This is a genomic window from Thauera terpenica 58Eu (assembly GCF_000443165.1).
GTDB classification, from domain to species: Bacteria; Pseudomonadota; Gammaproteobacteria; order Burkholderiales; family Rhodocyclaceae; genus Thauera; species Thauera terpenica.
On the sequence record NZ_ATJV01000103.1, the window covers coordinates 110,848 to 123,186 of the forward strand.

The window sequence follows — 12,339 nt, forward strand, 5'->3', positions numbered from 1 at the left end:
CAAATGTTCAAGAAAATACTGATTGCAAACCGCGGGGAAATCGCCTGCCGCGTCATCAAGACCGCCCGCAAGATGGGCATCGCCACCGTTGCCGTGTATTCGGAGGCGGACAAGGGCTCGCTGCATGTGGAACTCGCCGACGAAGGCGTGTGCATCGGCCCGGCGGCCTCGAAAGAGTCCTACCTGGTGATGGACAAGATCATCGCCGCCTGCAAGCAGACCGGCGCTGAAGCGGTGCACCCGGGTTACGGCTTCCTGTCCGAGAACGCGGAGTTCTCGCGCCGGCTGGAAGAGGAAGGCATTGTCTTCATCGGCCCCAAGCACTACTCGGTCGGCAAGATGGGCGACAAGATCGAGTCGAAGAAGCTGGCGATGGATGCGGGCGTCAATACCATCCCTGGCCACAACGAAGCCATCTCCGGCCCTGACGAGGCGGTGGAAATCGCCAGGAAGATCGGCTACCCGGTGATGATCAAGGCTTCGGCCGGTGGTGGTGGCAAGGGTCTGCGCGTGGCGTATGACGACAAGGAGGCGCATGAGGGTTTCGCCGCCTGCGTGAACGAGGCGCGCAACAGCTTTGGCGATGATCGCGTGTTCATCGAGAAGTTCGTCGTCGAGCCCCGCCACATCGAGATCCAGGTCCTGGGCGACGCGCATGGCAACACCGTGTACCTGCACGAGCGCGAATGCTCGATCCAGCGTCGGCACCAGAAAGTGATCGAAGAGGCGCCCAGCCCCTTCATCGACCCCGCCACACGCAAGGCCATGGGCGAGCAGGCCGTGGCTCTGGCGAAGGCGGTGAACTACGAGTCGGCCGGTACCGTCGAGTTTGTCGTGGGTGCCGACAAGAGCTTTTACTTCCTCGAGATGAACACCCGCCTGCAGGTGGAGCATCCGGTGACCGAGAACATCACCGGCATCGATCTCGTCGAGCAGATGATTCGCGTCGCTGCGGGCGAGAAACTGTCGTTCAAGCAGGAAGACATCAAGCTCGACGGTTGGTCGATGGAGTGCCGCATCAACGCCGAAGACCCCTTCCGTGGCTTTTTGCCCTCCACCGGTCGCCTGGTCAAGTTCCAGCCGCCGGCCGAAGGCGATGGCGTGCGCGTCGACACTGGCGTGCACGAAGGTGGCGAGATCTCGATGTTCTACGACTCGATGATCGCCAAGCTGATCGTGCACGGCACGGATCGGCAGGACGCCATCCGCCGCATGCGCGATGCGCTCAACGCCTTCGTCATCCGCGGCATCAGCTCGAACATCCCCTTCCAGGCGGCGCTGCTGCAGCATCCGCGCTTCTGCTCGGGCAACTTCAACACCGGCTTCATTGCCGAGGAGTACCCGGACGGTTTCGACGTCTCGATGGTGCCCTACGAAGACCCGGCGCTGCTCGCCGCGGTGGCGACCTTTGCCCGCATGCGCTACATCGAGCGTGCGGTGCAGATCGAAGGTCAGCTCGCCGGGCACGGCCGCAAGGTGTCCAGCGAGTGGGTGGTGGTCATGGGCAACAAGCACTACGCGCTGACCAGCCAGCCGATCGAGGGTGGTCTTGCCGTCACCCACGAGGGCAAGACCTACAACATCGTGTCGAACTGGGTTTTCGGCGAGCTCTTGTTTACCGGCACGGTCAACGGTGCGCCGATAAATCTGCAGATCGAGCGTCGTGGCCTGCGCTACCGTATTTCGCACTTCGGCCTGCAGGTCGAGCCCATCGTGATGACGGTACGGGCGGCCTATCTGTTGTCCTTGATGCCCGAGAAGCTGCCGCCCGACATGTCGAAGTTCCTGCTCTCGCCGATGCCGGGTCTGCTGCGCGAGATTGCGGTGACCGAGGGTCAGGAAGTGAAGGCGGGCGAGAAGCTCGCCGTGATCGAGGCGATGAAGATGGAGAACCTGCTCAGGGCCGAGCAGGATGGCAAGGTGAAGTCAATTGTCGCCACGCCTGGCGCCAGCCTGGCAGTCGACGAGGTGATCATCGAGTTCGAGTGATCGGATCCGATCAACACTTTCATTCGATGGCAAGAGAAGCCCGGGCGTGATGCCCGGGTGTCTGTCGAATCGACGGGTCTGCGCAAGCAGGCCCGTTTTTTTTCAGGGCTGCTGCTTCAAGACGGAGCCAGGCTTGGGCTCCACGTTCTCAAGTGCGCTCGTTCCAGTAATTGTTTGCCGCGGCAACGGTCTGGAAGTTGGTTGCGACGACCTGTGACACCGCCGTCAGGCTGTCGGCGTTGTTGGCATAGTCATCCCTCAGTTTCTGGCGGACTTCATCGGATGGCTGGGTGTATTTGATACCCATTCGAGAAAGCTTGATGGCGAGCTCATAGCCTTCTTGAGGGGTGGCTGTTTTCAGGGTGCTGAGCCAGAGGTCGGACATGGGGTTCTCCTTGAGGTGTGACTGAATGCGGGAAAAGCGGCGCTGTTGAGACTCGGGCAGGATACCGCATGCCGCTCCTGGATTCCCGTCCTGGGGCTGTTGCTGGATCCGCTCATGAGTTGCAGCTGCGCTCAAGCCAGGGTTCGGCAGGGCATGGCCGTGGAGTGCCTTCGGAACCAAATTACCCGGCGAGTACTCATATTTGCACAAATTCAGTTTGTGAAATACCATGCGCCCACCTCTACCAAGGCCCCGGAAACGGGTGCATTGCAGTCCGGGCCCGGCGCATCCCTGCGCCGCCGGATGATTTTCCCGCTTGGCTGACAACCGTCCGACCCGATCCATGTGCATCCGGTCACCGAGCTGTGGGCGCCGCCTTCCCGGCCTTGCCGCAATACGCCAAGCCAGACCATAAGGAGACGAACCATGAATGCTCAAGTGAAAGCGAAAGCACTCAAGCCGCTGTGGAGGATCGAGAACGCTGCGCAGGCGGTTTTCGATCCCGTGCCGTTCAAGGTCTACACCCAGCGTGACCTCGAACGTATCCCCCAACTCGAGAATCTGCCCGCCGAACAGCGCTTCGAGATGAAGGTGGTGGCCTCGGTGTTGCCCTTCCGGGTCAATCAGTACGTCATCGACGAGCTCATCGACTGGAGCAACATCCCCGCCGATCCCATCTTTCAGCTCACCTTCCCGCAGCGTGGCATGCTGGCGCCCGAGCACTTCGAGCGCATCGCCACTCTGTTGCGTGAGGGTGCCGACAAGGTCGAGCTGGAACAGGCCGTCAGCGAAGTGCGCATGGAACTCAATCCGCACCCGGCCGACCAGATGGAAATGAACATGCCGCGTGACGAGGACGGCGCGCGCCTGGACGGCATCCAGCACAAGTACCGTGAAACGGTGCTGTTCTTCCCCAGCCAGGGGCAGACCTGTCACAGCTACTGCACCTTCTGTTTCCGCTGGGCGCAGTTCGTGGGTGACAAGGAGCTGCGCATCGCATCCTCAGAAGCTGGCGCGCTGCACGAGCATCTGCGCCGCAACACCGATGTCACCGATGTGTTGTTCACCGGTGGCGACCCCATGGTGATGAAGACGCGCCACCTGCGTGATTACCTCGAGCCCTTGCTGCAGCCCGAGTTTGACCACGTTCAGACGATCCGCATCGGCTCCAAGGCATTGACCTTCTGGCCGCACCGCTTTCTGGGTGCAGAGGACGCCGATGATCTGATGCAGTTGCTCACCCAGCTCGTCGAGGCGGGCAAGCATGTGGCGCTGATGGCGCACTACAACCACTGGAAGGAGCTGGACACCGAGGCTGCACAGGCTGCGATCCGCCGCGTGCGTAGCACCGGCGCGGTGATCCGTGCCCAGGGCCCGCTGCTGGCGCATATCAACGACGACCCTGCAGTGTGGGCAAAGATGTGGAAGCTGCAGGTCAAGCTTGGCATCGTGCCCTACTACATGTTCGCCGAGCGTGACACGGGCGCGCGCGCCTATTTCGAAGTGCCGCTGGCGCGCGCCTGGGAGATCTACCGCGAAGCGATGCAGCAGGTGTCTGGCCTGGCGCGCACCGCGCGTGGCCCGAGCATGAGCGCCAGCCCGGGCAAGGTCGAAATCCAGGGTGTGGCCGAGATCGCGGGCGAGAAGGTCTTCGTGCTGCGTTTCATCCAGGGGCGCAACCCGGACTGGGTGCAGCGCCCGTTCTTTGCCAAATATGACGAACAGGCCACCTGGCTCCATCACCTGAAGCCGGCCTTCGGCGAGCAGAAGTGGTTCTGGGAGGATGAGTACGAAACGCTTCGCGACGACAAGCTCGCGCTCGCGGACTGAGCGCGGCGCCGACCTTGTCGGTCGGCGAAGTTGAAAAGCCAGGGGCACGCCGCAGCAGGCCTGCCCCTGGCTTCAGGGGGTCAGCTGGCGGCGAGTCTAGCGAAAGCCTCGACCACCTCGGGCGGCGCCTGTACCAGTTCCACCAGCACGCCTTCGCCACCGATGGGGAATTCCTCATTGCCCTTGGGGTGCAGGAAGGTGATGTCGAAACCCGCTGCGCCGCGCCGGATGCCGCCGGGCGCAAAGCGCACGCCATTGGCGCTGAGCCATTGCACGGCCTGGGGCAGATCGTCCACCCACAGGCCGACGTGGTTGAGCGGAGTGGTGTGCACCGCCGGCTTCTTCTCGGGGTCGAGCGGCTGCATCAGGTCAACTTCAACCTTGAACGGGCCGCTGCCGAGCGCGCAGATGTCCTCGTCGACGTTCTCGCGTTCGGAGACGAAATTGCCGGTGACTTCGAGGCCCAGCATGTCGACCCACAGGGTCTTGAGTCTTTCCTTGCTCGGGCCGCCGATGGCGATCTGCTGAATGCCGAGGATCTTGAAGGGGCGCTGGGACATGGTCAGTGTTCCTGTTGGGTGGCGATAGGGGTCAATAACCCGTGATTATAACGAGCCGACCCCGCATGCGTGCCCGCATGCCTTGGGTCGTAGGCCTTGAGTCGCGGCGAGCGCTCAAACCCACTCGACCTGGCTGGAGAACAGGTAGCCGGCACCGTACACGGTCTTGATCAGGCGCGGGTTCTGTGGATCGTCGTCGAGCTTGCGGCGCAGGCGCGAGATGCGCACGTCTATGCTGCGGTCGAAGGGGTCGACATCGCGCTCGCCGAGGAGCTGTTCGCGCGACAGGATCTTGTTCGGGCGGCGCAACAAGGTGGCGAGCAGGCCGGCTTCGGCTGCTGACAGGCTCAATTCGCGCCCATCCGGGGCGGTGAGGGCGTGGCGGCTGCTGTCGAAAACCCAGCCCGCGAAGCGCGCGCTGCTGCGCTCGCTCACCGCTTCGGGGATGGCGGCGCGCTGATAGCGGCGCAGGATGGAGCGCACGCGAGCGACGAGTTCGCGCGGCTCGAAAGGCTTCACGATGTAATCGTCGGCGCCCAGCTCCAGCCCGAGCACGCGGTCGGTGAGCTCGTTGCGCCCGGTCAGGATCAGTACCGCGCACGGCGTGCCGTCCTGCAACTCGCGCACCACCTGCATGCCGTCCATGTCGGGCAGGCCCAGGTCGACGATGCACAGGTCAGGGCTTGCGCTGTGCGCACGGGCGAGAAATTCGCGGCCGGTGCGCAGGTGTTCGCAGCGAAAACCGTATTCGGTGAGGCTGGCGCAGATCAGGCGGGCAATGTCGGGTTCGTCCTCGAGGACGAAGATCACCGGTGTTTGCGGATGAGGGGCGGTCATCCTCATGGGGTGGAGGCCTCCGTGTTGGCGTCCTGCGGCAACAAGGCGCGCAGTGCGGCGACAAGCGCGGGTGGATCGAAGGGTTTGCGTAGAACGGGGATGGCGGCAAGGGTGGCGTCGGCTTCCACTGCCGCACGCGTGTAGCCGGTGAGCAGCAAGATCGGCAGGCTGGGACGAAGCAGGCGCGCGCGCTGCGCGAGTTCATGGCCATTGAGGCCGCCGGGCATCACGGTGTCAGTGAGCAGCACGGCAATATCGTCGATGTTCTCGAGCAGCGCCAGCGCCTCCACCCCGTCGGCAGCTTCAAGCACGGCGCAGCCCAGGGTGGTGAGCTGCATGCGGATCACCTTGCGTACTTCGGGTTCGTCCTCCACCAGTAGTACTGGCCCCTTGATCTGCGGGCAATGGCCGGGTGTTTGTTCAGCGATCATGGGGACGGCGCTTGCAGGCTGTGCCGCCGGCAGCACGAAGCGCACGCTGGTGCCTTTGCCCGGCGTGCTGAGGAGGCGGATGTTGCCACCCGATTGACGCACGAAGCCGTACACCATGGACAAGCCCAGGCCGCTGCCGTCGCCGAAAGGCTTGGTGGTGAAGAAGGGTTCGAACACGCGGGCGAGCACGGCGGCTTCGATACCCTGACCGGTGTCGCTGACGTCGATCTGTACGTAGTCGCCCGCGGCCACCTCACCCAGGCGTGCGAGTGCAGGTGCGAGGCTGCGCGCACGCAGGGTGATGGTCAGCGTGCCGCCCGCAGGCATGGCGTCGCGGGCGTTGAGGGCGAGATTCAGGATGGCATTTTCGAGCTGATGCGGGTCGGCCATGGCGTAGAGCGCGCCCTCGGGCAGGCGCAGGCGCACGTCGATGGTCTCGCCCAGCGTGCGCATCAGGAGCTGGCTCATGTTGCGCACCAGTTCACACACTTCAATGGCACGCGGCTCCAGGCTCTGATGGCGCGAAAAGCTGAGCAGTCGGCGAATGAGTTCGGCGCCGCGCCGTGCGGCATGGAGCGAAGGCTCGACGTACTGGGCGTGGGCGCTGTCTTCTCCCAGCCTGTCCTGCAGCGCCGACAGGTTGCCGATGATGATGGTGAGCAGGTTGTTGAAGTCGTGGGCGAGGCCGCCGGTGAGCTGGCCGACGGCCTCCATTTTCTGCGCCTGTACCAGGGCCGCCTGACTTGCCTTCTGCTCGGTGATGTCGATCGACATCACGAAATAGCCGCGAAAACCGCCCTCGAGCGAGACGTCGGGCACCACCACGCTGCGTGCATGGACCGTATGTCCATCGGCGTTCTTGCGCGCATATTCATAGCTGACGCGCTCGCCCTGCTCGGCTTCGCTCAGATGGGGCGAGACCATGGCATAGGCTTCGTCGCCGAAGACCTCAAGGATGGAGCGCCCGACGATGCTCTCCTTGCTCAGGCCGAACCACTGCGCGTAGGCGCGATTGGCGAAGCGGTAACGGCGGCCGGCATCGACGTGGGCGATCATCGCCGGGATGGCGTCGAGGATGAGGCGCAGGCGTCCTTCGGAGAGTCTGAGCGCGCCGGCGATCTGGTCGATCTCGCGGTTGGCCTGCTCGAGTTCGGCGGTGCGCTCGCGCACGCGTGCTTCGAGCTGCGCGTTGTGCTCCTGGATCATCGCTTCGGCGCGGCGTTGCTCGGTGATGTCGGTCCACAGCGAGACGAAACCCAGGTTCGGAATCGGCACGCCGCGCACCGCCAGCATGCGGCCATTGGGTCGCATGCGCTCGACGTAGTGGGGCTGAAAGGAGCGTGCGGAAGCCATGCGCGCGGCGATCAGTTTCTCCACGTCGCCTGCGCCGTACTCGCCGCGTTCGGCATTGAAGCGCACGAAGGCCTCGAAGGGCGTGCCCACCTTGACCAGGGACTCGGGAAAGTCGAGCAGGCGCAGCATCGCCTTGTTCCAGGTCACCAGCTTGGGGGTGGCGTCAAACACCGCAATGGCCTGATCGAGCAGGTCCAGCCCGGCCATCAGCAGGTCATCACGCCGGCGCTGCTCGGGCGAGAGTGCGGGTTGGTAGGGGTTGCTGTCGGCTACCTTTGCCATGGGGCGGGAGTCTCCCGTTGTTGGTGGCTGTCACCGGTGGATCCTTGCACGGATGGCGTGCCCCCGGTCTGAGCCAAGTCACGGTTCGGCGCGGAGCTACCGCCCATCCATCGGCGCGGCTCTCGTCCCTGATCCGTCATGGCGTGCCGCGAGCTGGGCGCGGAACTGCTCCGGTGACATGCCTGACCAGGCGACAAAGGCGCGATAGAAGGTGGAGGTGTCAGCATAACCGAGGTCGGCGGCAAGCTCGGCGATGGGCTGGGCGGTCTTGGTCAGGCGCGCGTAGGCGATGTCGCGCCGGGTGGCCTCCTTGATGCGGCGAAAGCTCGAGCCTTCTTCTTCCAGGCGCCGGTGCAGCGTGCGGGTGGACAGGTGGATGTGGCGGGCGACGTCGTCGATGGACAGATTGGTGGGCAGGGCGGCACGCAGCAGATCGCGTACGCGCAGCACCATCTCGCGGTCGCGGCGGTAGAGCATAGAGATGCGGCCGGGGGCGTCCTCAAGGAAACGTCCAAGGGCGGCGTCGTCGCGTCGGATCGGCAGTTCGAGCAGGTTGTCGCGAAAGCGCGCGAGCAAGGTGTCGCCCTCGAAGCTCGAGTGCTCGGTGTACACCAGGGCGTAGTCGTCCGCGTGGGCCGGGCGCGGATAAGGGAAGCGCACGCTGTCGAGGGCGATGCCGCGGCCGACGAACCAGCACGCAACACCGTGTATCAGCCGCAGCAACCATTCGAAGGCGAACACCCGTGCCGGATCCGCAGGGTCGCCGAAGCGGGCTGAGGTTTCGGCGATCTCGAGCTCGGCGCGGTTGCCATTGCGCCGCACCGACAGCGCCAGGTCGGGCAGCACGATGCGCAGAAAGCGGCTGGCGCGAGCGAGCGCCTCGTCCAGGGTGTGCGCACCGAGCATGCCGCGACACAGGAACTCGAAGCTGCCCAGGGGCATGGGCTGCGGGAAGAGGCCGAAAGCCTCGTCACCGAGCTCGGCGATGATGCGGTTGTAGAGCACCGCGTAGCGTTTCACCGGAATGCGGCTGGCGGACTCTGCAAGGCTGATGCCGCTGGCAGCGAGCAGTGGCCTCGGGTCATGCTGCAGACGATACAGCCCGGAGAGCATCCCATCCACGAATCCCTTTGCCACCGTGGCATGATGGCGTGGCCGGTGGCGGGGGACGTGGCGAGCGGTGGTGGTGGTGGGCGATGTGTTTGCGTCCTTGTTCACCCGGCGCACTCCTTGTTTCCCGATATTGGCGGATTTTGCATGATGGACGTCGGCAAGCGCAATGGCAAAGCGGCTTGCCTGCTTTTAGTATGGAACGCATAACAGCACGACCACCTTCAACTCGTCCGGGGGAAGACCGACATGACCGATCTGAGCGTTGCGCACAAGCTGCAGCCTTACAAGCCCAAGAACAAGGTTCGTTTCGTCACCGCCGCGGCACTGTTCGATGGCCACGACGCGTCAATCAACATCATGCGCCGCATCCTGCAGGCGACCGGCTCCGAGGTCATTCACCTCGGGCACAATCGTTCGGTCGGCGAGATCGTCACCGCTGCGCTGCAAGAGGACGTGCAGGGCATCGCCATCACCAGCTACCAGGGTGGTCACGTCGAGTTCTTCAAGTACATGATCGATCTGCTCAAGGCCAACGGTGGCGAGCACATCAAGGTCTTCGGTGGCGGCGGCGGCGTGATCGTGCCGGCCGAGATCAAGGAGCTGCACGCCTACGGCGTCACCCACGTGTTCTCGCCCGAAGACGGCGCCAAGCTGGGCCTGCAGGGCATGATCAACAGCGTCGTCGAGCGCTGTGACTTCGATGTCAGCAAGGTCGCGCCGCAAAAGGCGGACGCGGTGCTGAAGGCGCTCGCAGCCGGTGATCGGCGCGCACTGGCGCACATCATCACCGCGCTGGAGAACGGCGCTTATGGCGACGAGGTCAAGAAAGCCCTGATCGACGCCGCAGCCAAGACCAAGGTGCCGACCCTGGGCATCACCGGCACCGGCGGTGCGGGCAAGTCCTCGCTCACCGACGAGCTCGTGCGCCGTTTCCGTCTCGACCAGAACGACAAGCTCAAGCTCGCCATCGTCTCCATCGACCCCTCACGCAAGCGCACCGGCGGTGCCTTGCTGGGCGACCGCATTCGCATGAATGCGATCGAGCACGAGAACATCTTCATGCGCTCGCTGGCGACGCGCGACACCGGGTCCGAGGTTTCGGCTGCGCTGCCTGAGGTCATCGCCGCCTGCAAGCTGTCGGGCTTTGACCTGGTCGTGGTCGAGACCTCGGGCATCGGCCAGGGCAACGCCGCGATCGTGCCCTTCGTGGATCTGTCGCTGTATGTGATGACGCCGGAGTTCGGTGCCGCCAGTCAGCTCGAGAAGATCGACATGCTCGACTTCGCCGACTTCGTTGCGATCAACAAGTTTGACCGCAAGGGCGCGCTCGATGCCCTGCGCGATGTACGCAAGCAATACCAGCGCAACCGCGAGCTGTTCAGCCAGAACACCGAGGAGATGCCGGTGTTCGGCACCATGGCGGCGCGCTTCAACGACGACGGCGTCACCGCGCTGTACCAGGCGATGCTGCCGGCGCTGGTGGGCAAGGGCCTGAAGGTGGCCAAGAGCAGCCTGCCGGTGGTGAAGGTGAAGGCCTCGAGCGAGGGGCGCGCAATCGTGCCGGCCGAGCGCATCCGCTACCTCGCCGAGATCGCCGACAGCGTGCGTGGCTACCACAAGCACATCGAGCAGCAGGCGCGTGTGGCACGCGAACGCCAGTCGCTGAAGATCGCAAAGGGCTTGTTCGAGCACTGCGGCAAGACCGCGGGGTCCGAGCTGGCGAGCTTTGACGAGCTGATCAACTGGAAGGACGGCGAGCTCAGTCCGGCGGCGAAGAAGCTGCTCGAGCAGTGGCCGACCACCAAGCAGCTCTATGCGGCCGACGAGTACGTGGTGAAGATCCGCGACAAGGAGATCCGCACCCAGCTCACCTCGCAGTCGCTGTCCGGCACCAAGATCCGTAAGGTTTCACTGCCCAACCTCGACGACGATGGCGAGACCCTCAAGTTCCTGATGAAGGAAAACGTCCCCGGCTCCTTCCCCTTCACCGCTGGCGTGTTCGCGTTCAAGCGCGAGGGTGAGGACCCGACGCGGATGTTTGCCGGCGAGGGCGATGCCTTCCGCACCAACCGTCGCTTCAAGCGTGTGTCCGAAGGCATGCCGGCGCATCGTCTATCGACGGCCTTCGACTCGGTCACCTTGTACGGCTGCGACCCTGACCCGCGTCCGGACATCTACGGCAAGATCGGCAACTCGGGCGTCTCCATCGCCACCCTCGACGACATGAAGGTGTTGTACGACGGTTTCGACCTGTGCGCACCGACGACCTCGGTGTCGATGACGATCAACGGTCCGGCGCCCATCATCCTGGCCTTCTTCTTCAATACCGCGCTCGACCAGCAGATCACCAAGTTCAAGGCTGACAACGGTCGTGAGCCGACCGAGGACGAGTACCAGAAGATCAAGGCATGGACGCTGTCGACCGTGCGCGGCACGGTGCAGGCTGACATCCTGAAGGAAGACCAGGGTCAGAACACCTGCATCTTCAGCACGGAGTTCGCGCTCAAGATGATGGGCGACATCCAGGAGTTCTTCGTTCATAACCAGGTGCAGAACTTCTACTCGGTGTCGATCTCGGGCTATCACATTGCCGAGGCCGGTGCGAACCCGATCAGCCAGCTCGCCTTCACGCTCTCCAATGGCTTCACCTATGTCGAGAGCTATCTGGCGCGCGGCATGAGCATTGACGATTTCGCGCCCAACCTGTCCTTCTTCTTCAGCAACGGCATGGACCCCGAGTATTCGGTGATCGGCCGCGTTGCTCGCCGCATCTGGGCGGTGGCGATGAAGAACAAGTACGGCGCCAACGAGCGCAGCCAGAAGCTGAAGTACCACGTGCAGACCTCCGGGCGCTCGCTGCACGCGCAGGAGATGGATTTCAACGACATCCGCACCACGCTGCAGGCGCTGATCGCGATCTACGACAACTGCAACTCGCTGCACACCAACGCCTACGACGAAGCGATCACCACCCCGACCGAAGAGTCGGTGCGTCGTGCGATGGCGATCCAGCTCATCATCAACCGCGAATGGGGTCTGGCCAAGAACGAGAACCCCAACCAGGGTGCCTTCATCATCGAAGAGCTCACCGATTTGGTCGAGGAAGCCGTGCTCAAGGAGTTCGAGGCCATCGCTTCGCGTGGTGGGGTGCTGGGTGCGATGGAAACCGGCTATCAGCGCAGCAAGATTCAGGAAGAGTCGCTCTACTACGAGCACAAGAAGCACGACGGCTCCTACCCGATCATCGGCGTCAATACCTTCCTCAACCCCAAGGGCCAGGCGCAGCAGGAAATCGAGCTGGCGCGTTCGACCGAAGAAGAGAAGCAGGGCCAGCTCAAGCGTCTGGCTGACTTCCACGGCCGCAACCAGGAGCATGCCGCCAAGTGGCAGGCCAGACTGCAGCAGGCGGTGATCGAGGACGCCAACGTGTTTGCGGTGCTGGTCGACGCGGTGCGCTACTGCTCGCTGGGTCAGATCACCGAGGCGCTGTACAAGGTGGGCGGTCAGTACCGCCGCAGCATGTAAGGCGCAGCGCTGTTCACAGTCTTCCCCTCTCCCT

Annotated in this window: 8 protein-coding genes; 3 read left to right on the forward strand and 5 right to left on the reverse strand. The window is 63.8% G+C overall.

Going from position 1 to position 12,339, the window contains the following annotated elements; all coding sequences use genetic code 11:
- Positions 1-3 precede the first annotated feature (3 nt).
- The gene (accC, locus tag M622_RS37570; RefSeq protein WP_021250886.1) at positions 4-1,989 is read left to right on the forward strand and encodes an acetyl-CoA carboxylase biotin carboxylase subunit; all 1,986 of its coding nucleotides are present in this window, start codon (positions 4-6) and stop codon (positions 1,987-1,989) included.
- Positions 1,990-2,137: 148 nt separating this feature from the next.
- Here accC and M622_RS37575 read toward each other — a convergent pair whose 3' ends face one another.
- Positions 2,138-2,374 (reverse strand): hexameric tyrosine-coordinated heme protein, encoded by a 237-nt coding sequence (locus M622_RS37575; RefSeq protein WP_021250887.1) that lies wholly within the window; start codon positions 2,372-2,374, stop codon positions 2,138-2,140.
- Between the two features lie 426 nt (positions 2,375-2,800).
- On the opposite strand from M622_RS37575, the gene M622_RS37580 reads away from it, so the two are divergent.
- Positions 2,801-4,204: a KamA family radical SAM protein gene (locus tag M622_RS37580; RefSeq protein WP_021250888.1), complete on the forward strand. Its 1,404-nt coding sequence runs from the start codon at positions 2,801-2,803 to the stop codon at positions 4,202-4,204.
- 80 nt (positions 4,205-4,284) lie between these two features.
- On the opposite strand, the gene M622_RS37585 is transcribed toward M622_RS37580, so the two are convergent.
- The 4 genes from M622_RS37585 to M622_RS37600 form a co-directional block, all read right to left on the reverse strand.
- On the reverse strand, positions 4,285-4,764 hold the full coding sequence (locus tag M622_RS37585; protein WP_021250889.1) for a VOC family protein: 480 nt from the start codon (positions 4,762-4,764) through the stop codon (positions 4,285-4,287).
- A gap of 114 nt (positions 4,765-4,878) precedes the next feature.
- A complete protein-coding gene (locus M622_RS37590; RefSeq protein WP_052028755.1) occupies positions 4,879-5,607 on the reverse strand; it encodes a response regulator transcription factor in 729 nt (242 codons plus the stop codon).
- Positions 5,604-7,667, reverse strand: coding sequence for a PAS-domain containing protein (locus tag M622_RS37595; RefSeq protein WP_021250891.1), 2,064 nt, complete (start codon positions 7,665-7,667; stop codon positions 5,604-5,606). The genes M622_RS37590 and M622_RS37595 overlap by 4 nt, the downstream gene beginning before the upstream one ends.
- A 96-nt stretch (positions 7,668-7,763) precedes the next feature.
- Positions 7,764-8,780: an AraC family transcriptional regulator gene (locus tag M622_RS37600; RefSeq protein ID WP_040831350.1), complete on the reverse strand. Its 1,017-nt coding sequence runs from the start codon at positions 8,778-8,780 to the stop codon at positions 7,764-7,766.
- 246 nt (positions 8,781-9,026) lie between these two features.
- Between M622_RS37600 and icmF the strand changes: the two genes are divergently transcribed.
- A complete protein-coding gene (gene icmF / locus M622_RS37605; protein ID WP_021250893.1) occupies positions 9,027-12,305 on the forward strand; it encodes a fused isobutyryl-CoA mutase/GTPase IcmF in 3,279 nt (1,092 codons plus the stop codon).
- The last annotated feature ends 34 nt before the right edge of the window (positions 12,306-12,339 follow it).